The sequence below is a fragment of the Streptomyces sp. NPDC055506 genome (genome assembly GCF_053643595.1).
Window position 1 is genome coordinate 1 of the sequence record NZ_JBSHKH010000056.1, and the last position, 22,115, is coordinate 22,115.

The 22,115-nt window shown below is 72.4% G+C and carries 11 protein-coding genes and 1 pseudogene; 1 reads left to right on the forward strand and 11 read right to left on the reverse strand.

Annotated features, from left to right (window positions below; all coding sequences use genetic code 11):
• Positions 1 to 169: 169 nt before the first annotated feature.
• The 10 genes and pseudogenes from ACWIF2_RS21755 to ACWIF2_RS21800 all read right to left on the reverse strand — a co-directional run.
• A pseudogene (locus ACWIF2_RS21755) lies at positions 170 to 460 on the reverse strand (ester cyclase); the annotation flags it as partial.
• A 27-nt stretch (positions 461 to 487) separates the two neighbouring features.
• Positions 488 to 2,653 carry a KR domain-containing protein gene (locus ACWIF2_RS21760; RefSeq protein WP_454362282.1) on the reverse strand — a complete coding sequence of 722 codons (2,166 nt, stop codon included), beginning with the start codon at positions 2,651 to 2,653 and terminating at the stop codon, positions 488 to 490.
• Positions 2,654 to 3,213: 560 nt separating this feature from the next.
• Positions 3,214 to 9,099 (reverse strand): SDR family oxidoreductase, encoded by a 5,886-nt coding sequence (locus ACWIF2_RS21765; protein WP_454362283.1) that lies wholly within the window; start codon positions 9,097 to 9,099, stop codon positions 3,214 to 3,216.
• Positions 9,100 to 9,160: 61 nt separating this feature from the next.
• Positions 9,161 to 10,672: an acyltransferase domain-containing protein gene (locus ACWIF2_RS21770; protein ID WP_454362284.1), complete on the reverse strand. Its 1,512-nt coding sequence runs from the start codon at positions 10,670 to 10,672 to the stop codon at positions 9,161 to 9,163.
• 63 nt (positions 10,673 to 10,735) lie between these two features.
• Positions 10,736 to 12,130, reverse strand: a complete 1,395-nt coding sequence (locus ACWIF2_RS21775) for an NAD(P)/FAD-dependent oxidoreductase (protein WP_454362285.1) — start codon at positions 12,128 to 12,130, stop codon at positions 10,736 to 10,738.
• A 60-nt stretch (positions 12,131 to 12,190) separates the two neighbouring features.
• Positions 12,191 to 13,663 carry an MFS transporter gene (locus ACWIF2_RS21780; protein ID WP_454362320.1) on the reverse strand — a complete coding sequence of 491 codons (1,473 nt, stop codon included), beginning with the start codon at positions 13,661 to 13,663 and terminating at the stop codon, positions 12,191 to 12,193.
• A gap of 123 nt (positions 13,664 to 13,786) precedes the next feature.
• Positions 13,787 to 15,070, reverse strand: a complete 1,284-nt coding sequence (locus ACWIF2_RS21785; protein WP_454362286.1) for a wax ester/triacylglycerol synthase domain-containing protein — start codon at positions 15,068 to 15,070, stop codon at positions 13,787 to 13,789.
• Between the two features lie 50 nt (positions 15,071 to 15,120).
• Entirely contained in the window at positions 15,121 to 16,758 is a 1,638-nt protein-coding gene (locus ACWIF2_RS21790) for an acyl-CoA carboxylase subunit beta (protein ID WP_454362287.1), read from the reverse strand.
• Between the two features lie 351 nt (positions 16,759 to 17,109).
• On the reverse strand, positions 17,110 to 17,937 hold the full coding sequence (locus ACWIF2_RS21795) for an IclR family transcriptional regulator (protein ID WP_454362288.1): 828 nt from the start codon (positions 17,935 to 17,937) through the stop codon (positions 17,110 to 17,112).
• Positions 17,938 to 18,225: 288 nt separating this feature from the next.
• On the reverse strand, positions 18,226 to 20,283 hold the full coding sequence (locus tag ACWIF2_RS21800; RefSeq protein ID WP_454362289.1) for a glycoside hydrolase: 2,058 nt from the start codon (positions 20,281 to 20,283) through the stop codon (positions 18,226 to 18,228).
• Positions 20,284 to 20,573: 290 nt separating this feature from the next.
• On the opposite strand from ACWIF2_RS21800, the gene ACWIF2_RS21805 reads away from it, so the two are divergent.
• Positions 20,574 to 21,560, forward strand: coding sequence for a LacI family DNA-binding transcriptional regulator (locus ACWIF2_RS21805; protein WP_454362321.1), 987 nt, complete (start codon positions 20,574 to 20,576; stop codon positions 21,558 to 21,560).
• A 130-nt stretch (positions 21,561 to 21,690) separates the two neighbouring features.
• Here ACWIF2_RS21805 and ACWIF2_RS21810 read toward each other — a convergent pair whose 3' ends face one another.
• On the reverse strand, positions 21,691 to 22,056 hold the full coding sequence (locus ACWIF2_RS21810) for a YybH family protein (protein ID WP_454362290.1): 366 nt from the start codon (positions 22,054 to 22,056) through the stop codon (positions 21,691 to 21,693).
• Between the last annotated feature and the right edge of the window lie 59 nt (positions 22,057 to 22,115).

The following is a 22,115-nucleotide window of genomic DNA, read 5'->3' on the forward strand; positions in this document are numbered from 1 at the left end:
GTCGTAGAAGAGGCGGTGCACGGAGTCGCCGTCGTTGCGGTAGTTCTTGGCCGCGTTGATGCCGCCCTGGGCGGCGACCGAGTGGGCCCGGCGGGGCGAGTCCTGGAAGCCCGTCCCGGAACGCGTCGATGACGATTCCCGGAACGGCGAATTCACGCCCCTGTGCCGGAATCCCCTCGTACGGCTCCCCGGTATGGGTTCCCCGCGCGGTGAACCGGCTGACGACCTTGTCGCCCTCCAGGATCCAGTCGTCCACCGTGACATGCAGATCGGGGAAGGAAGCGCGCTGGATCCGCACCCATTCCTTCAGGTGCTCCACGCCCTCCTCGCTGTTCGGGGCGGTGCCGTGACTGATGTGGTCGGGGGCCGCGCCCTCGTAGATGACGTCGAGGTTCCCCTTGTTGAGGCACTCCTCGTAGTAGCGCTCCAGAACGGCCTTGTTCTTCAGGGTGTCGGACATTTTCTCGCGCTCCTTTTCTGCGGGAATTCAGCCGGCCGGGACCGGGCCCTCGAATCCGGTCAGCGTCATGACACGGGCGCCGGTCGAGGCGTTCTTCACTTTCCAGGTGCCGAGGACGGGGTCCCCCTCGATGAGGGAGTCGCCGTCCTCGGGGTCGTGCGGGGTGACGCGGCCGACGGTCAGCGGGTCCACCGCGACCGAGAGCCCCGGCCCCTGCCGCGCGCACAGCCGCACCACGTTCTCCAGCGCGGACACCGCGAGGGCGGTGCGCGGGGCGGCGGGTGTCGCCCACAGGTCGCCGGGCGCGCAGGGGCGTACCCGGCCCTCCCAGCGGCCACGCTCGCCCCTGGTCCAGCGCGCGCGGGGCACCACCGAGGACCGCCAGCGCAACCGCGCGGGCCCCGAACGCCAGGTCGTCATCGGGGTGATGCCGCTGCGCGGCGGGGCGGGCGAGCGGGTCTCCCCGGGCCCGGGCGCGTAACGGAGGCGGACCCTCGCCTCGGCGTCCGGGGCTTTGGGTTCGCCCGGCCGCCGGAAGCGGACCTCCACGGTCCAGGAACGCCCTTCGTAGCCGCCCCGGACCTCACGCTCCAGGACCGTCGCCGGGCCGTGGAGCTTCAGCAGGTCGAGGGGGACGACGATGTCCTCCAGACACTCGGCCTCCAGCTCCGGGAAGTCCGGGGGCACGATCCACTCCGCGCCCCGCAGCGCGTTCTCCAGGAGCAGGCTCACCGGGACCGCCTCCGCGCCGTCCACCAGGAAGTCCGTCAGGACCGGTGTGGTGTCCCGGTCGAACCGGACCCGCGACACCAGGCGGGTGTGCGGCTCGTAGGAGGTCACCTCCCCGAGGTGGTGGATCTTCGGATACACCTCGGCGTGTCCCGGCAGGTCGGGCACGACCGGGTAGCCGGTGGCCTGCCCGGGGTCGATCGCGTCTCCGAGCGGCCCGACGAAGGTGATCTCACCGGTGGAGCCGGCCAGCAGTTCGTCCTGCCACTTGGCGAGTCCGTCGGCCACGCCGAGCGGGGCCATGTAGCGGCGGGTCGCCTCGAAGTTGGCGATGAGGCCGATGCGGTCCCAGGTCGGCCAGGCGAGCGTCATCACCGGGAAGTCGGCGCGGCGCTCCGCCCACCGGCCGAGCCGGGCCAGGCCCTCGTTCGCCGCGGCGTACTCCAGCTGGCCGACCATGCCGCCCAGGCGCCCGGTGAGCGAGCCCACGTTGCAGAAGAACTTGAGCCTGCTGCCCTCGAGTTCGCCGAAGAGGTGGAGGAAACTGCCGATCTTCGTCCCCACCGTCCGCAGGATGTCGTCGTCGGACTTCTTGGGCAGCCGGGCCGCGTGGTCCACGCCCGCGTTGTGCACGACGCCGGTGAGGGCGTCGCCCTCCCGCCGCACCAGGTCCCGAACCTGCTCCGGGTCGGTGAAGTCGCAGCGCACGTACTCGATGCGCAGTCCGCGCTTCTGTGCGGCGGTGACGTTGCGGGCGAGTTCCCACAGGCGGCGGGTGCGGGCGATGTCGCGGCGGATCTCGGGCAGCGGGCGGCCCCGGCCGCTGCCCGACCACAGCTGCTTCTCGTACTCCTTCAGCTCCGCCTCGTCCACGCCGAACCAGGGTTCGCCCTCGGAGGGGAACGGCTCCCGGCCGGTCACCAGGACCCGCGTGCCGTGCCGTTCGGCGAGCGTACGGGCCAGTTCCCAGCCGATGCCCCGGCCGCCGCCCGAGATCAGGACGCAGTCGCCCTCGCCCAGGTCCAGCACGGACGGGCCGACGGGCCGGGCGGCGGGCGACAGGGTCAGCCGCCGGCCCTCGCGGTGGCCGACCTCGATCTCCCCCGGCCGTCCCAGCTCGCTCGCGACGATGCCGGGCAGATCGTCGACGGAGGACGGCCCGACGTCGACGACCCGGGCATTGCAGTTGGGGAACTCCCGGTGCAGCGTCTTGGCCAGGCCCGCCCAGATGCCGCCCAGCGGCTGCGCCAGGTCGTCGTCGGGGTGGTGGCCCATACCGCCCCCGAGACAGGTGACGGCCAGATAGAACAGCCGCCGGGCCGAGGTCTCGCCCGACCAGTCGTCGTACTGCCCCCGCAACGCGCCGACGGTCCGCAACAAGGGCTCGCGCCAGGCCTCGGCGAGATCGGCCGCACTGTGCCCATGCGACACGCCGGTCACCGTGAGATCGACGATCGCGTCCACGGGCCCGTCACCGCCGGGGGCCTGTGCGGATGCGCCGGAGGCCGGTTCTGGCACGCCCGGGGCCGGTTCTGGCGCACCGGGACCCTGTGCGCCCGGGACCGGCGCCGACGGGCCGAGGCCCGGATCCGGTGCGCCGGGGGCCGGCGCGGGCCGGCCGAGGCCGGGACCGGGCGCGCCGGAGGCCTGCGCGGATGCGCCGGCGGCCTGCGCGGATGCACCGGGGGCCGGTCCCGGCGCGCCGGAAGCCCGTGCGGGCGCGCGGGGGCCCGGATCGGGCCCGCCGGGAGGCTGTACGGGTGCGCCCGGGGCCGGTACGGGCGGGCCGGTGGTGGGGGTGTGGCGGTGTACGTGGGCGCCGTGTGACGTCAGTTCGTGGGCGACTCGGTCGGCGGTCGGGTCGTCGCAGGCGAGGAGGAGGACCCGCATGCCTGACAGGCCGGGTGCGACTCCGGTGAGGGGTGGCAGGGTGGCCGGGCGCCACACCATCCGGGTTGTCGGCTGGGGCTCCGCCCCGGGCGGGGACGTCTGCATGGGTGGGTGTTCCTTCCTGGTCGGGCCGGTCATGCCGGGTCGGCGTCGACGTGGCCGATCAGGGCCGCGCGCAGGTCTTTCATCTGCAGGACCATCCGGCCGTCCGGCCGGGCCGCGACGAACCGGTTCTCGACCCGCTCGGCGGCCAGGCCGAACCCGGGAGGTGTGGCATACAGGCCGATGGGGTCGGGGCCAGTGGACAGGGTGTGGTCGTTCGCCTCCTCGTAGAGGTCGATACGGCGGATCGACAGGGGCGCGGCGACCGGCATCCGGCGGTCGTCCGGCAGGTCCAGCACCCCGACCCGGGCCAGTCCGTCCAGCAGGACGCACGGCACGGAGAACCCCTGCCAGTGCGGTTCGTCCGAGGGGAGGGAGAGGTCGTAGCGGGCCCTCTTGCCCAGGGGGTGGACGGCGGTGCCGCTCGTCGAGACGAACGGTCCGCTCAGCCGGACCGGGGAGCCGGGCTGGTGGTACGGGTCGGGGACGGGAGTGTCGTCCGCGTGGTCCCAGGCGTCCCAGCGCGGGGCGTGCGGATACGCGTCCGCCAGGAGCACGCGGGCCGTGAAGTGCGGCCTGTCCTTGACGAGTACGACGCCACTGGGCGCCACCACGTCCTCCAGGACCCGGACCTGGACGACCGTGGTCTCGCCCCCCTCGTCCCCCTCGTCCTCGACGACCTCGGCCGTGATGCGCTTCGGTGCCGTGGGGACGTCGCGGTACACCCGCAGGAAGTGCTCGAACGTCACGTCCTCGAAGCCCACCACCCGCCGGCCCGGCACGAGGCGACGGGCCGCCTCGGCCGCCAGCTCGGTCACGAACGTGCCGGGCAGCGTGGGTTCGCCGCGCACGGTGTGGTGTTCCAGATAGCCGTCCGTGCGCAGGTCGAAGGGGCACTCGAACTCCGCCGACCGGCCGTCCGAGGACACCTCGCGCCGCAGGAAGAACCCCCCGGGCTCCCCGGGCCGCTCCCCCGGACCCTGCGCGAGATAGCCGGGGTAGAACTTCTCCACCGTGGCCTTCTCCGCTTCGCCGAGGTGCACGACCGAGGGGCGCCGGACGGGCGCGTGCAGCTCCTGCACGAAGTGGTGGACGCCCTCGGGCACCGGCATGCTGCTGTAGGAGCCGGCCCGTTCGTAGTACGCCTTCGTCAGCTCCCCGGCACCCATGCCGACACCCGCCCACAGCGTCCAGCCGATGGTGACCTCCGGGTGGTCCGAGGTGGCTGTCGCATGGCCGGCCGCCGTGCCCAGGAAGTCGTTGGCGGAGGCGTAGTCCGCCTCACCGAGCTGCCCGAACCAGCCCAGCAGCGAACCGAAGTTGCACCACAGCCGCGGCGGGGCGTCGCGCAGCGCGTACTTCAGGTTGCGGTACGACGCCACCTTCAGATCCCGGATGGCGGTGAACTCCGCGAAGTCCTTGTCCTTGATGAGCGCCGAACGCTGGAGCCCGGCCGCGTTGACGAGCAGGTCGACCCGTCCCTCCGTCCGGAGGATCTCTCCGAGGGCCTTCTCGACCTCGGCTCCGTCGCGCATGTCGCAGGCGCGGTAGGTGACGCGCTCGGTGCCGCTGTGCTCCGCCATCTCGCGCAGATTCGCGCGGGACTCGCGGGCGTTGAGCATCCGGTCGAAGTCCTTGGTGATGCTCGCGACGCTACGGCCGCCGCCCTTGCCGAGCTCGGCGGAGATGTACTTCGCCCGGCCGGCGGCGAACTCCTCGTCGGTGCCCTCGAAGACGGACGCCGGGTAGGCGTCGAGGTCGTTGCTGCCGAGGACGTGGATGCGCGGGCCGAACTCCCTGGCGAGGGACTTGGCCACCTCCGCGGTGATGCCCCGGGTCCCCCCGGCCACCACGATCACGGAGTCCCGGTCCAGCGCGGCCGGCGTCGCCTCCTCCAGCTCGACCGGTTCCTCGCGCAGCCGAGGGACAAGGCGTGCTCCGCCGCTCTGAACGACCACGGGGAAGTCCCGCTCGGCCCGGCTCTCCTCCTCGACGCCGTGGACCGCCGCCGTCACGTCCGTCCCGGAGGTGAGGAACGCGAGGCTGCCGCCCTCGGCCAGCTCCAGGCCCGCGCTCTTCAGCAGGCCGGTGAACAGGCCCGAGCAGGGGTGCGGGGTGCCGTCCCGTACGGCGCCGAGCAGCAGCATCGTCAGATCGGCACCGGGCCGGGCCAGATCGTCGTAGGTCTGCTGGACGGCCAGGTACACGGCGTCGTGCAGGGCCGTCAGGGGCAGTGCGGTGTCCGAGGCGAGGGCGGCGTCGGCGTACGGCGGTACGGCGCGGGCGAGGTCGCTCAGCACCCGCAGGTGCGTGACCGGCCCGGCCGCGCTTGTCGAGAGTGCCTCGCGGACCGTTTCCGGAGTGACCCGGGGCAGGTGGTGCCAGCCGGGGCGGCCCCGGTCGTCGAGCGGCGTGGTGGACAGCACCGTGAGCCGGGCCTTGGGACCGGCGGCCCGGGCCACCAGATCGGGGGCGTCGGTGACGACCACGGCCCCGTCCGGCAGGAACGGCACCTTCTCACGCACGGGCTTCGCGGGCGTCTCCTCCAGCACCGGCACGAAGCGGCGCACGCACAGCGGGTCGCCGGCCTCGGTGTGGGTGGTGGAGCGGAAGGGCGCGCGCAGGAGGGCGGACGGGGTGCCGGGGGTGACGTCCGTCGGGCCCGGGATCGTCAGATGGACGCTCGCTCCCGGCCTGCCGGCGTCGCCGCCGCCGGACACGGTCGCCCGGCCCGCCGGTCCGTGCAGGGCACGCAGGACGGCCAGGCCGCCGGACGCGCCCAGGTAGCGGGCGTTCTCCGGCGCGTCGGGGCCGCACAGGACGGGTTCACGCGCGGGCGTCTCCTCCACGGTCTCGTCGACCGTCTCGTCGACGTAGGCGAGCACGGTCAAGCCCGCGCTCCGGGCCCGCTCCTCGGTCGTCAGGGCGAACAGGAAGGCACCCTCGGCGAGCTCCGCCCGGTCGTCCGGGAGCAGGTCGCCGATGAGGGAGCGGTACTCGGGGAGGCTGTTGCCGTTGATACCTCCGGCCAGGGCGAAGTCCAGTTCCCCGGTGCGCAGATAGCGGCTCGCCAGGGTGAGGGACGACAGGGCGGAGGCGAAGCCCGAGTCCACGGTCATGTTGGCGCCGTTGAGGTCGAAGTAGTTCGCGACCCGGGCGGAGATGATGTTGGGCATCTGGCCGGGGAAGGAGTCCTCGTTGGACTCCGGGATCATCGACCGCACCTGTTCGCGCAGCCGGTCCAGCACGCGCGGAACCTCGGCGGACCCGGCCGGGGGCGAGGCGGCGAGGGCCTCCCCGACATCGTCCAGGTAGCAGCGGTTGGCGTAGTGCATCGCCGCCCTCGTCGGCCCCATGTGCCCGACGAACACCCCGGTCTTCGCGGCCTGTCCGCTCCAGAAGTCCGGCATCCGGTCGCGCAGTTCGTGCGCGCACTCCAGGATCATCAGCTGGCACCGGTCCAGCGCGCGGATCGTCTTCGGGGGGAGCCGGACCCGGTTGAACGGCGGTACCGGATAGTCCGCCCCGAAGCTGTCGAGCGGCCCGTCGCCGCCCTCCAGCCAGCGCGTCACGTCCTCCCGTCCCTCCAGTCCGGGCAGATGCGCCGACCAGCCCACGAGGGCCACCCGGCTGTCGGCCGCCGGTGCCTTGGTCGTGGGGGGCCGCACCTGTTCGGGTTCGGCGGCGCGGTCCTCGGAGACGATGAGATGGGCGTTCGTACCGCCGAAGCCGAACCCGGACACCGCCGCCAGCCGGGGCCGCTCCCCGTCGGCCGGCCAGGGCCTCGGCCGCGAGGTGACCTCCAGGCCGGTGTCGTCCAGCCGGAAGTCGGCCCGGGGCGTGTCGAGGCGGTACTGCCCCGGAATGGTGTCGTGCTCCAGGCCCTTCAGGTTCTCGATGAGCGAGACGACGCCCGCGGCCCAGCCGGTGTGGCCGAGCAGCGACTTGTTGGAGGTGACGGCCGTCGGCGTGGAGGTGCCGAAGTGCTCCCGCAGCGTGGTGAACTCCTCCAGGTCACCGGCGGGCGTACCGGTCGCGTGCGCGTTGATCCACCGCACGTCGGCGCTGTCGACCTCGCCGCCCTCCAGGGCCCGCTGCACGGCGAGGCCCTGCCCGGCGGCGTTCGGGGCGTAGATCGCCTTGCCCTTGCCGTCGGAGGAGGAGCCGAAGGCCCGCAGCACCCCGAGCACCCGGTCGCCGTCCCGGCGGGCCCTGCTCAGCCGCTTGAGGACGACCAGGGCCGCACCGTCCGCGAAGATCACGCCGTCGGCGCTCTCGTCGAGGGCGTGCACGGTGCCCCGCTTCGACAGGCCCTGGAGCTTGGAGAACAGCACCGTGCCGCGCGGCGCCAGCGCGAACGCCCCGCCGCACACGGCGATGTCCTGCTTGCCCATGAGCAGGCCCTTGGCCGCGATGTCGACGGCGTACAGGGACGAGGAGCACGCGGTGTCGACCATGTGGAGCTCGGTGGACTCCGGCAGGACACCGTCCATGGCCACCTCGCCGACCCGGTGGGGCAGGAAGCGGGACGGGGAGCCGGCGCCGCGCCGGTATCGCTCGGCGAGGGTGCGGTCGATGCCGTCGCGCAGCTTGTCCCGCTCCTCGTCGGGCAGGCCGAGGCCGTCGACGATGCCGTGCGTCAGGCGGGTCGCGCTCTGCAGGACGCCGGCCTCTTCCAGGTGCTGGCTGCCGTCCGGGGTGTAGCCGATCACGAAGGAGCACCGGTCGTCGTCCCGGCGGCCGACGCCGTCGAGCGCCTGCACGAGGCTGTGGCGCAGCCACTGGGTGGTCAGTTCCTGCTCATCCGGGCCGCCGGGCATGCCCGCGAGGGCGCCGTCGGCGGCCTCGAAGTCCGTGATGAACACGCACTGTTCGGCGTACGCCTTGTCCTCGGCGGACAGGTCCGCCGAGTGGAAGCTGTCGTGCCGCCAGCGGTCCCGGGGGACCTTGACGAACAGCTCGTCCCCGGTCGTGCGCAGCTTCCAGAAATCGTCGGGGCTATTGGCACCGGCGACGGCCATGCCCATGCCGACGACGGCGATGGCGTCGTCCCCGGACTCGGCGGATTCCCCGAACTCGGCGGATTCCCCGGACTCAGTGGATTCCCCGGACTCCGCCACCGGCTGCTTCTCGGGTTGCCGCGGCGGCGAGAGCAGCGCCGCGCCCAGTGTGAGGCCGCCGTCCGCCAGCACGACCTGCCCCGTGATCCAGCGGGCGTCGTCGGAGGCCAGGAAGGAGACGAGCGCGGCGAACTCCTCGGGGCTGCCCAGCCGCCCCCAGGGCGTGGCCCGTTCGATGACCTCCCGCATCGGTCCGGCGTCCGGGAACTTGTCCGCCACCTCGCTGCTCAGCATGGCGGCGGAGGCGATGTTGACGCGGATGCCCGACGGCGCCAGCTCCACGGCGAGATACCGGGAGGCGGCCTCCGCGGCGGCCTTCGCCGGGGCGCACGCCGAGTAGTTGGCCATCACCATCTGGGAGCCGCCGAGCGCGGAGACGGTGACGATGGAGCCGCCGCCGCCACGCGCCATGAGCGGCGCGGCGGCCCGGGCACAGCGCAGCCCGCCCTTGTAGTTGGTCTCGATCGCCTTGTCCAGGTGCGTCTCGGTGACCTCGTCCGGCGGCAGCAGGGCGCCGTTCGCCGCGTTGTTGACGAGGATGTCGAGCCGTCCGTGCAGCTCGTCGATCTCCTTGAACATCCGGTCGACCTGTTCCTGCCGGGCCACCGAGGCCCGTACGAGGTCGACCCGGGCGCCTTCGGCGACGAGCTCGTCGCGGGTCTGCTTGGCCTGGTCGTGCGAGTGGAAGTAGTTGAGGACGATGTCGGCGCCGCGCGCGGCGAGATCCCGCGCGATGGCCTTGCCTATCCCCCTCGACCCGCCGGTTACCAGCGCTACCTTGCCGGTGAGGTCGCTCATGAAATCCGTGTCCTTCTTCCAGAGATGCGTCAGGCGTGACCGGGACCGTCGCCGGTCCGGTTCAGCCGACCGGCTGGGGCTCGGCGAGCCGGTCCAGCTCCGCGATCACGAAGTCGGCGATGGTGTCGAGCGTGTTGTAGGGGTCCAGACGGAAGTCGGCCTCGCGCGGCGGCAGCCCGTAGCGCTGCGACACCCGCGACAGCAGCTCCACCTGCTTGACGGAGTCGACACCGAGTTCCGCCTCCAGCTGCACCCCGGCCTCGAAGACCTCCTCCGGGTACTCCAGCGCCTGCGCGTACAGGGTCCGCAGCTCGGCGAACACCTCGTCCCGGTCGAGAGCGGCGTTCGCGGGCGCGGAGGCCGCCGCGGCCGGGGCCCGCTCGGGCTCGGGCTCGGGCTTGTCGGCCTGCTCCGGCTCCCGCTGCGGCTCCGGCTTCTCCTGCCTGTCCCCGAAGGCCCGCAGATCCGTCCGGATCCGCTCCCTGACCTCGTGCCCGTGCGCCTTCCAGTACGCGTCGAAGAGGTCGGACGGCACGGACGGGGCGAGCAGTTCGGCGAGGCCCGAGCCCTCCGGGCCGGGGTCGGCCAGGCCCGCCGCGCGCAGGTCGCGGAGCGTGGTGTCCAGGGCGAGCCGATCGCCGTCATCGAGGGCGAGGGTCGCCAGGGAGCGGACGTCCGAGCCGCGCGTCAGCCGGGTCACCAGCTTGGACAGCGCGGGGCGTCCGCCCGCCTCGACGAACGTGGTGACACCGTCGCCGTGCAGCCGGCGCACCGCCGCCGCGAACCGCACCGGCTGCACGAAGTGATCCGCGAGCCGGCCCGCGAGCGGTTCGCCGGGCTCGTAGAAACGCTGGAGGATCGGCGAGTACACGCGCCCGCGCAGCGGGTGCTGCTCCAGCGTGCGGACGTACGCCTCGAACTCGGGCGCTGCGGGGGCGAGGGCCGGGGTGTGGAAGGGGAAGGGCGCGTCGATCTCGATCGCGCCGATGCCGAGCTGCGCCGCGACGGCCGTCACCTGGTCCAGGACGGCGTCGGGTCCGCTGACCACGGTCTGCTCGTCGTGGTTCTCGGTGGCGACCGCCAGCAGCGGCTCGTCCAGCAGTCCCAGCAGCATCCGCACCCGGTCCGCCCCGGCGGACAGGGCCACCATGCGGCCGTCGATCCCGTCGTGGCGTTCGATGACCGCGACGCGCTGCGCGACGATCCGCACCCCGTCCTCCACCGAGAAGGCACCCGCCGCGACGAGGGCGGTGATCTCGCCGAGGCTGTGTCCGGCGAGGACGTCCGGGCGGACGCCATGGTCGGTGAGGATCTCGTGGGCGGCGAGGCCGGCGCCGTAGATGGCGACCTGGGACATCCAGGAGTCGCGGGCGAGCAGGTCGCGCAGACCGGCCTCGCCCGGGGCGAGGACGAGGTCGCTGATGCGGCGGGAGAACAGCTTCTCGGTCTCGGCGTCGAGGCGTTCGAAGACCCGCCGGACCTGGGGGTGGGTGGCGTCGGCCCGGCGCAGCGCGGCGCCGTCGAAGCCGCCCTGGCCGGGCAGGAGGAAGGCGGTGGAGGTGTTTTCGGGCATGGCGGAGCTTCCCTTTCTCGCGAATGTGTCGAAAGTCGTGGCCGGTCGGCCGCTACGGGCCCGCTATACGGGCGCGGGCTCGGCCGGCCGCTGCCGGGTGCTGTCCAGGAGGTACTGGCCCATGGAGCCCAGGTTCCCGGCGATCAGCCGGTCGCCGGCCCGGCGGGCCGGGGGGATGTGCCGTGGTGCTCCGCGCACCAGCCAGCGCACCATGCGCACCTTCCAGCTGGTGTCCGGGCCGGGCGCCACGTGGTCCAGCAGGGCGTGCATGTTGGCCGCGGAGTAGAACCGCGCGGGGTCCACGATGGTGGCGAAGACACCGACCATGTCGCGGCCGTGTGTGGCGCTGCGGCTCATCGCCTCGATGAACTCGACCTCCTCGGGGCTGTGATCGGCGATGGCCGCGTGGTCGCAGGTGTATTGGTAGTGACCCCTGACCAGGTCGTCCCGCCGCCTGCCGTAGCGGGCGAGCGCCTCGGGCAGTCCGGCGCCGCCCTGCCGCGACCACGCGGTGTCGACGGCGTCCGCCAGGAGTTCGGCGCTGCGCAGGCTGTCGCTGATGCCGGCGGCGGTGATGGGGTCGCGGGTGTAGCCGGCGTCGCCGACCAGGGCCCAGCCGGGGCCGTGGGAGCGGCGCAGGAAGTTGGGCACGGATCCGGTCATCCAGCGGCCGGTGCGGCGGGTGTCGCGCAGGGCGGCGGCCCACTCGGGGTCGACGGCCTCGAAGGCGTCGATGACCGTCCGGTCGCGTTCCTCCTGGGCACCGGCCTTGAAGTCCCCGGTGGGCTGGGCGACTCCGACGATCGTCAGGCCGTCGTGGGTGGGCCAGGTGAAGGTGTGCTTGCGGGCGTGCCGGTGGGTGCGGACCCGGCCGTCGTGCGGCAGGCCCTCCCAGTACGCCCAGTGGCTCTTGTTGAGGACGGGCCGGGCGCCGTACTTCTCGGCGCCGGTCAGGCGGGCGACGGTGGAGTTGGAGCCGTCGCCGCCCACCACGAGCCGGGCGTGCTCGGTCACCGCGGTGCCGTCCTCGGTCTGTCCCCGGACGCCGGTGACGGTGCCGGCCTCGTCGGTGCACAGGTCCCGCACGGAGAAGCCCTCGCGGAACTCCGCGCCGGACGCGATCGCGGCGTCCAGCAGGATCCGGTCCAGGGCGGCCCGGTCCGGGGAGTACGCCTCGTCGACCTCGTCGGCCGCGGGCAGCGGGGCCATCAGCCGGGCCCGGCCGCTCTGCAGGCCGTACTCGCGGATCGGCGGGCAGCCCGTGGCCTTCAGCTGGTCCAGGAGCCCCCAGCGCTTGAGCCGGAGGATGCCGGGCGGGTGCACCAGGTTGGTCGCGGCGGCCTTCCCGCCGGGGAAGACGGCGCGGTCGAGGAGGAGGACCTTGTGTCCGGCCCTCGACAGGAGCATGGCCGTGGCGGCACCGCTGATGCGTGCCCCGACCACGATGACGTCGTACATCTCAGGTCCCCCAGTCGCCGTGTCGTCCGAATCGCCCGGATCGGCCGATTCGCTCGTACGTCATCGCCGCCGCGCGGCGCTGCCGGCCCCGCTCTTCTCCCGCTCGGCCGATCCGCCGGCCTCGGGTGACGCGCCGGCGTCGGAGGGCGCGCCGGTCTCGGAGGACGCGCTCGCGTCGGTTTCGCGGCGGGAGGAGCCCCGGGCCGCCTCGACGGTCCGGTTCTGCTTGGAGCGGCGCGGCGCGGTGAGCATCGCCAGCACGCCGAGCGCGGCGAATCCGGCCCCGGCCCAGGTGGCGGGCACCAGCCCGTCGACGAACTGCTGCGGGGTGCCGTAGCCGCCGTAGGAGGTGAAGATCGAGGTGAGGACCGCGACGCCGAGGACACCGCCGAGTTCGCGGAAGGTGTTGTTGGCGCCGGAGGCGATGCCCTGCTCGCGCGGCTTGACGACGTTCATCGCCATCTCGGCGGTCGGAGCGAAGAACAGTCCGAGCCCGATGCCGCCCAGCACCAGGCCGGGCACCTGGTCGGTGTACTCGGTGTGCACCTCGGTCACCGAGGCGAGCCAGCCGAGCGCGACGGCCTCGGCCAGCAGCCCCAGCGCCACTACGAGCCGGTTGCCGATCCAGGCGGTCAGGAAGGACGCGAGCGGGGCGATCACCACGGGCATCGCCGTCCACGCGAGCATCCGCACACCCGCCTCCAGCGGCGAGAAGCCCTGGATGTTCTGCATGAACTGGGTGAGCAGGAAGACCAGTCCGAACATGGCCGCGAACATCAGCATGCTGGTGACGTTGACGGCGCTGAAGGCCCGGTTGGCGAACAGCCGCATCGGCAGCATCGGCGTCCGGGCGCGCAGTTCCCACAGCACGAACGCCACGAGCAGCACGAGCCCGGCGATCAGGGAGCCGAGCACCTTGCCGCTGGTCCAGCCGTCGTTGGTGGTGCTCACCAGCGCGAAGACCACACCGAGCATGCCGAGGCTGACCAGGACGGTGCCGACGATGTCGAGCCGGGCTCCGGCCTGCTTGCTCTCGGCCAGCTGCCACACGCCGAGCAGCAGCACGGCGGCGCCGATCGGCACATTGACCCAGAAGATCCACTCCCAGGAGATCTTCTCCACGACGGCCCCGCCGATCAGCGGGCCGAGCGCCACGGCCAGTCCGCTGAGCGCGCCCCACACTCCGAGGGCGATGCCGCGCCGCCGCTCGGAGACCGCCTCGGTCAGCAGCGTCAGGGTCAGCGGCATGACGATGGCCGCGCCGAAGCCCTGCACGGCCCGGGCGGCGATCAGTTCCCCGGGCGAGCCGGCCAGCGCACAGCCCGCCGACGCGGCCGTGAACACCGTGAGGCCGATCAGGAACATCCGCCGGCGTCCGAAGCGGTCGCCCGCGGCGGAGCCGCCCATCAGGAAGACGGCGAAGGACAGGGTGTAGGCGTTCACCGTCCATTCCAGTTCCTGGAGATCGGTTCCCAGGGACTTCTGGATGGCGGGCAGCGCGGTGATCACCACGAGGTTGTCCAACGCGGCCATGAACACCGCGAGGGCGCTCACGATCAGCGTCGACACTGCGTTTCCACGGGAAGGGGGCCAACCGAGCACAGGAGATCCTTCGTCGGAGGTACGGGAGTGAATTTCGGGGGATGGGGGGCCGGGTCAGGCGGAGACGGACAGGGTGTCCAGCGCCTCGCGCCACAGGCCGGCCAGCCGCCGCGCGTCGGGCAGGGCGCGGTCGTACAGGAAGCCGACCCGGACCCGCTGCCCGTAGGAGAGCAGCGTCACGGACAGGGCGTTGCCCGGCAGCAGGACGCCGATCGGGGTCGCGTCGACGGCGGGGGCGCCGCCGAAAGACAGCGCCGTGGGCAGGCTGAAGTTGGAGGCGTACAGCGGTGAGGCGTGCGGGCTGAGCAGCCGCCGTACCGTCCACCGGGTCACCGGCGCGGGCAGGATCCCGACCAGCACTCTGCTGGCCGGCCGCAGGCCGTGGGCGCGCATCCGCCGGGTCCGCTCGGCGAGTTGCCCGAAGGCGACGTCGAACGGCGTGCCCCTCTCGGGCAGGTTGACGACCGCGGTGGTGAGGTGGTTGCCGACGAGGGCGTCCTCGCCGGGTAACCGGGTGCTGAGCGGCATCCGGACCGGAACCGGTGCCGTGCGAAAGCGCGCCCGGATCTCCTCGTCGCCGTCGGCCGCCCAGTCGTCGACGGCCTTCCACAGGGTCATCAGGAACGCGTCGTTGAGGGTGGCGCCGAACCGGTGGCTCAGCTCTCGCAGTTCGTTCCAGGTCGCACCGGCCGCGGCCACGCCGAGGCGTTCGGCGCGGGGCCTTGGCACCCTCGGCCAGGGCTGGGCGGGCAGCAGGGCGCGGGCGAGTCCGGTGCCCACGCTCACCGTGCCCCGGGCCAGTTCGCCGGCGGAACCGCTGACGAGCGGCCGCACACCCGACGAACGCCGTTTGCCGTCCTCCAGGCCGGGGTCGCCGAACAGCGAGGAGACGATATGGGAGGCGCCCATGCCGTCCTCGGCGCCGTGGTGGACCCGGAAGCAGACCGCGAACTCGTCGTCGGCCCAGCCGTGCACGAGGTGCATCGACCACAGCGGGGCGCCGTCCGGCAGCGGCTCACGGGCCAGGGCGGTCAGGACGGTGTCGAGGGGCGTCCCCGGCGGGAACTCCTCCTCGCGCAGATGCGCCGCCGGATCGAAGCCCGGGTCCGGCTCGCGCCGGGGGCGTCCGGGGCCCGTTGTCACGCGGTGGGTCAGTCCCGGGAGCGCGGGCAACCGCTGCTTCAGGAGGTCGTACAGGTCGCTCAGGGGCGGCGGGCTCCCCCGGAACCGGAGGAACTGCCCGTGGGTCAGGCCGGCTTCCCGCGCCACGGAGCCTCGGGATCCCCTGGATCCCATGGCGAGGAAGACCTCGTCGATCGGGTTGAGTAGGTGATTCATGCGCTCGGCTCCCCTGCCGGTCGCGGCGTACATCGTCCCCGGGCGGCTGGTCAGGTGGGTGGGTTGCCGTGCTTGCGGGACGGCAGGTCGGCGTGTTTGGCCCGCAGCGCGCGCAGCGTCTCGATCAGCGTGGCGCGGGTCTCCGCCGGGTCGATGACATCGTCGACGAGGCCCCGCTCGGCGGCGTGGTAGGGATGCATCAGCTCGGCCTTGTACTCCTTGACGAGCCGCTCGCGGGTCGCCTCAGGATCGTCGGACGCGGCGATCTCCCGCCGGAAGACGACGCCCGCGGCGCCCTCCGCGCCCATCACCGCGATCTCGTTGGTGGGCCAGGCGTAGGCGGCGTCGGCGCCGATGGACCGGGAGTCCATGACGATGTACGCGCCCCCGTACGCCTTGCGCAGCACCACCGAGACCCTCGGCACGGTGGCGTTGCAGTACGCGTACAGCAGCTTGGCGCCGTGCCGGATGATGCCGCCGTGCTCCTGGTCGACCCCCGGCAGGAATCCCGGCACGTCGACCAGGGTGACCAGGGGGATGCTGAAGGCGTCGCAGACGGAGATGAAGCGGGCGGCCTTCTCGGAGGCGTGGATGTCCAGCACGCCCGCGAGGCTGGTCGGCTGGCTGGCGACGACGCCGACGGTCTGCCCGTCCAGCCGGGCCAGTCCGCACAGCACGCTGGTCGCCCAGCCCGCGTGCGTCTCCAGCCAGTCGCCCTCGTCGACCACCTCCTCGATCACCGCGCGCATGTCGTAGGGGCGGTTGCCGTCGGCCGGCACCAGGTCGGCGAGCGCCTCGCCGGCGCGTCCGGCGGGGTCGGCGCAGTCGTAGGACGGCGGCGTCTCGCGGTTGTTGGACGGCAGCAGGGAGAGCAGGTGGCGGACCTCCTCCAGACACTCGGTCTCGTCGTCGTGGACGAAGCCGGCGACGCCGGACACCGCGCCGTGGACATCGGCGCCGCCCAGTCCCTCGTGGGAGATCTCCTCGCCCGTCACCGACTGCACCACATCGGGACCGGTGATGAACATCTGGGAGGTGCCGCGCACCATGAAGACGAAGTCGTTGAGAGCCGGAGAATAGGCGGCCCCGCCCGCGCACGGGCCGAGCATCACTGCGATCTGCGGTATCACCCCGGACGCTTTGGTATTGCGCTGGAATATGCCCCCGTATCCGGCGAGCGCGGATACTCCCTCCTGGATACGGGCGCCCGCGCCGTCGTTGAGGGAGACCAGGGGTGCTCCCGCCGAAAGGGCCATGTCCATGATTTTGTGGATCTTGGCGGCGTGCGCCTCGCCCAGGGACCCGCCGAAGATGCGGAAGTCATGGGCGTAGGCGAAGACGGTGCGGCCGTGCACGGTGCCCCAGCCGGTGACGACGCCGTCGGTGTGGGGCCTGCGGTGCTCCAGTCCGAAGCCGGTGGCCCGGTGCCGCCGCAGCCGCTCCACCTCGTGGAAGGAGCCGTCGTCGAAGAGCAGGTCAAGCCGTTCCCGCGCGGTCAGTTTGCCGCGGGCGTGCTGTTGTTCGGTGGCGCGCTCGCTCGGCCCTTGCTCCGCTTCGCGCCGGGTGGCGTGCAGGAGGGCGACGCTGTCGCGCGGGGCGGAGGGGTTGTCGGTGGGGGTGTCGGCGTGGCTTGCTAAGCCTGATGCCGGGGCGGGGCTCTCGACCGGAGCCGCGGATCGGACCGTCATCCTCGGGTCTCTCTCCGTCTGTGGGAGGCGGGCTCCTCTCCTTTGAGGCTCCCCCTTTCCCTTCGATTATTCGAGGGCCGCCGTACCGCATGTCAAGCGAAATCGGGACTCTCCCGCAGGGCGGGATATCCAGGATTCCAGGAATCCCGTCTCGCGAGAAGCGGGAGATCCGGTGAATGCGACTGCTCCGCGCGGGCACTTTCAATTAACCGCGAACTCATCGCGAACTCGACGGTAACTCGCTGGTAACCGGCCGGACCCGGAATTGCCGTAGAGGGCGGCGGCCGGCGCGTGCGCGCCGAAGCCCCCCGGCCGTTCCCGGCGGGGGGCTTCGGCATCCTTCGGCAGCGCTCAGTACGACCCCGGGGCCTCCTCGGACCACGGGCCGTGATCATCGTCGCCGGGGGTGAAGCAGGACGCGGCCCGCCGTACCGCCCGCACCGTGGACACCGAGCAGGCCGATATGTCGTGACCGGGCTTCAGCACCGCCACGGACCCCATGATCAGCCCGTCCCAGCGCACGGGCGCCGCGCAGCCGACCCAGCCCTCCGCCCACTCCTCGACGTCGAGCGCGAGCCCTTCCTTGCGGACGGATTCCAGGGAGGCGAGCAGCCGTGCGTCGTCGCGGAACGCCCCCGGCCCGGCGCCGTCGGGCACGGGCTCGGCCAGCACACCGTCCTGGATCACCTTCGGCAGGAACGCGAGGATGGCCCGCCCCGCCGCCCCCGTCCGCAGCGACCGGCACAGCTCCACCAGCGCCCGGGGGGAGACGCCGAGCTCGGACAGGTCCGACGCGCCGACAGCCATGTCCAGGCACTGTTTCCCGGCACCCCCGAAGGGCGCCAGGGCGAAGAGGAACGCCAGTCCGCCGTCGGTCGCCGTGTGCAGATCCTCCAAAACGGCGTGCGCGACACGGGCGTTGGGCGCGTGGGCGAGGGATTTCAGCCCCAGCCGCGCGGCCCCCGCCCCCAGGCGGTACAGACCATGCCCCTCCCGGGCGAAAATTCCGTCGTACACACCGGACTGGAGGATCCGGTGCACGGTCGAGTCGTCCAGCCCTGTTGCCTCGGCCAACTCACCGGGCCCGTGCATCTGGCCTTCCACCTCGGTGAAGGCCCGCTGGACCCGGAAGACCCGGTCGGCGTGCGCACTGCCGCCGAGAGTGCTGCGCTTGCTCATTGCCTGCTCCCCGTTGCTCCCCGTTCAGGTGGCGTCGCCGCACCCATGGCGTGACGGCCTGTCCCTTGCCCACCACGGTAGTTCCCCCGGCCGCCGACCACAGGAGGGCGCCTGATCCGGCCTCAAGCCCAACTCGGACCGGTGACCCTCGCCTTAGAGAGGAGAAGGCGACAACCGGACCAACCGCGGGGCTTCGAGGCCGGCGGTCGCACAGCACGACGCCCCCGACCCGGCCACCAGGGCGGTGGCGGCGAGCGGGGGCGTCGGGGGCGGATGTGCGAGGCGGGGCTAGTCGGTCGTCACATCCGTCAGCTTCCAGCGCTGGTTGGACCCGGAGTTCGGCTGCCACACACCGACGGACGCGCCGTCGTTGGTGGACTGGCCGGAGACGTCCGGGAGTTGACCCGTGGCGGCGTTGACGAGGGTCCACGTGCCGTCGCCGGTGGTGGACATGATCCACTCGGTGGCCTCGTCACGGCGGCCCTCGTCCGGCTCGGCCACCAGGGCGCCGTCGCGGACGGCCAGGCGCTTGTCCTCGCTCGTCTCGGTGAGGACGTACCGCTTGCGGTTGTCGCTCCCGCGGATCTGCTCCACCTTCCACTGCTGACCGCTCGGGTCGGAGGCGTTCGCGCTCCGGATGACCAGGCCCGTGCCGTTGTCGGCGATGGTGAGGTCCTTGCCGCTCTGGGCGCCGGTCAGGCGGTAGGTGTGGCCCTTGCGGAGCTCCGCCGCGTCCTCGGCCGTGCCGGAGACGCCCTTGACGAGGAAGGACGTCACGGACTGGGCGGGCACGGTGAGCGTGGCCTGCTTGCCGGAGACGCGGACGGCCTGCTGCTTGTCGAGCTTGCCGTCGGCGCTGGTCACCACGGGCGTGACGGTGGCGCGGGAGGAGACCCGGCCGAACTTGGACAGGTCGAGGGTGACCTCACGGGCCTCGGCCGTGCTGTTGACGTGGACGACCGTCGCCGCGTCGCCCTTGCGGGAGACCGCCGCCGTGCTGGACGTGTCGTTCGTCTTGATCAGCCGGTCGCCGGGCTTGATGTAGTGCGTGAAGTTGCGGGCCGTGTCGAACTTGGTGTTCGTGTAGACCGGGCAGGACTCCAGCGTGTCCTTCGAGGTGCAGCTGAACGGGAGCTGGATCTCGCCCCAGTTGCCGCCCTTCGCGGACTCGCCGCCCGGCTTCATGTTGTCGTAGTCCTCGACGGGCTGCCAGAACACCCAGGCCTTGGGCTCCAGTTCGCGCAGGTCGTCGACGATGCGCTGGGCGAGACCCAGCCCGGGCCGCATGTCCGTGAAGCTCTGGCCGTCGCCCCAGTCGCCCTCGACCTCGCTCATCCACAGCGGCTTGTCGGCGGCCTTGGCCAGGTCGCGGACGGTCGTACGCTGCCCGGTGCCGTAGGTGTGCACGTTCATCTGGTCGACGAGGTCGCGCACCTCCTGGGGGTAGGAGTTCCAGTTGGTGGCGAAGGTGCCCGGGTTGGTCTCGTCCATCGCGGAGATCTTCGCGTCCGACTTGGACTTCTTCAGCACCGGACCCAGCGCCCGCAGCACCTTCTGCTGCATCTCGGGGCCTATGTGGGCGCCCTCCTGGCGTCCGCCGGTCGGCTCGCCGTCCGGGCCGAGCTTGGTGCCCCAGTAGTCGGTGTTCGGCTCGTTGAACGCGTCGAGCGTGTCGACCTTGATGCCGTGCGCCTTCTCCAGCCGCTCGGTCGCGCCCACCAGGTACTTGGCGAAGTCCTCCACGGACTCCTGCTTGAGCTGGTCCTTGCCCGCGTCGAAGTTGCCGGAGACGTAGCCGCTCTCGGTCATGAACCAGGGCGGGGAATTGCTGAAGGTCTCCCAGTGGGTGATGTCCTTCTTGATGCGGTCGACCCACCAGCGCTGCGTCTTGTCGGCGTTCCTGTTCCAGTCGCCGGAGTCCTCGGCGTCCCACCAGTCGACGTCCTCGCGGGTCGTGCCCGCCGGCGCCTTCCACCAGCCCTCGACGGCCCCGCCGGCCCGCAGGTAGTCCTTGACGTCCGGGGCGTTGCCGCCGCCGATGTTGTAGCGGGCGATGTTCAGCGCGAGGCCCTCGTCGCCGAAGAGGAGCTTGTAGAGCTTCTCGCGTATCGCGGGCGGGTAGTCGCCGGTGGCGTTGGCGAACCAGACCAGGCTGGTGCCCCAGCCCTCGAACTTCTCCCCCGAGTAGGAGGGGTCGGGCCGGACGGTGACCCCGGCCGCGGCGGTCTGAGACGCCGTCTCGGCGTGCGCGGCGGGCAGGGTGGTCGTGGCCAGGACGGTTCCGGTCGCCAGGGCGGTGACGCCGATGGCGCCGAGGAGCCTTCTCTTACGGGTGCGGTGTGCCATCTCGAGTACTCCAGGGCTCTGGTGCGGGGTGGCGCCTTCTCGTACGGCTTCGGCTGTTTTCTACTGATTTCCGCTGGGCAATGTTTACGTAAACATCCACTGGCGGGATGTCTACACTGTCCGAATCTCAGGGGTCAAGGAGTCGTTCCGGACCTAAATTTTCGCGCCGGTCGCGCCGGTCGCGCGGCGAGGAGAGCGAGGGGCAGGTGGGCACAGTGGACGGCGAGAGCGAACCGAGGGGCACGAGCCGTACGAGAAGGCGCGCGGCCCGCCCCCGCCAGGGCGCGTCCATGGCCGACGTCGCCCAGCTCGCCGGCGTCTCCTCCCAGACCGTCTCCCGTGTCTCCAACGGCTTCCCGGGCGTCACCGAGGACACCCGCCGCCAGGTCCTGGCCGCCATGCGGGAGCTGGGCTACCGCCCCAACAGCGCGGCCCGGGCGCTGCGCCGGGGCGAGTTCCGCACCCTCGGCGTGATCACCTTCTCCCTCTCCACCATGGGCAACATCCGCACCCTGGAGGCCATCGCCACCTCCGCGGCCCAGCACGGCTACGCCGTCACGCTGCTGCCCGTCGCCGTCCCCACCCAGGACGAGGTGAACGGCGCCTTCTCCCGCCTGGGCGAACTCGCCGTGGACGCGGTCATCGTCATCATGGAGATCCACCTGCTGGACGCGGCGACGGTCTCGCTCCCGCCCGGTGTGCAGGTCGTGGTGGCCGACTCGGACGCCGGCGACCGCTACACCGTCGTCGACACCGACCAGGCGGGCGGCGCGCGTGACGCCGTACGGCATCTCCTGGACCTCGGCCACGACACGGTGTGGCACCTGGCAGGACCGGAGGGCTCCTTCGCCGCCCAGCGCCGCGCCAACGCCTGGCGCGACACGCTGAAGTCCGCGGGCCGGGTGACGCCACCCCTGGTCCGCGGCGACTGGTCGGCCGAGTCCGGCTACCGGGCCGGTCTGCGACTGGCCGACGAGCCGGACTGCACGGCGGTGTTCGCGGCCAACGACCAGATGGCCCTGGGCCTGCTGCGCGCCCTGCACGAACGCGGCCGCCGGGTCCCCGACGACATCAGCGTCATCGGCTTCGACGACATCCCCGAGTCGGCGTCCTTCCTCCCGCCCCTCACCACCATCCACCAGGACTTCGCGGAGGTGGGGCGGCTGTGTGTGGAGGGGGTCCTGGACAAGATGCGGCAGGACGGGGAGGAGCACGGGACGACGCTGGTGCCCACGCGGTTGGTGCGGCGGGAGAGTACGGGGGTTCGGCGGCGGTAGGGCCGTGAGGTCGACTCGGGCGGGCCGGGGGCGCGTTCAGCGGGTCAGCGGGTCAGCGGGGTGAACTCGGGCCGCGCGCAGGCGTGTTCAGCCGGTCCGCGGGACGAACTCGGGCAACCCCGGGGCGCGTTCAGCCGGTCGGTGGGACGAACTCGGGCTGGTCGAGGACGCGCAGCCAGCTGCCGTCGGGCTGGCGCCGGACCACCTGCGCGCGGGCACCCGCCCCGTCCCTCGGCGGGGTCGACGTCAGGGCGATGTCGCCGCTGACCAGCGTCGGCAGGGGCGCTTCCGGCTCGAAGCGGGGACGGTCGGCCAGCACCTTCTCCCACAGCGCGCGGATCGCGTCCCGCCCCACCGTCCGCTCACCGGGCGGATAGGCCAGCACGGCGTCCTCTTCGTAGAGCGCGGCGACCCCGGCCGCGTCACCGGCGTTGGACCGCTCGACGAACAAGCGGGTGAGGTCCTCGGGCCGCAGGGCCTTCTCGTACTCCGGCATGGCGGGTCTCCTGCATGTCGTAGAGGTCGATACCTGCTTCCAGGCTGCTCGCCCCGCGA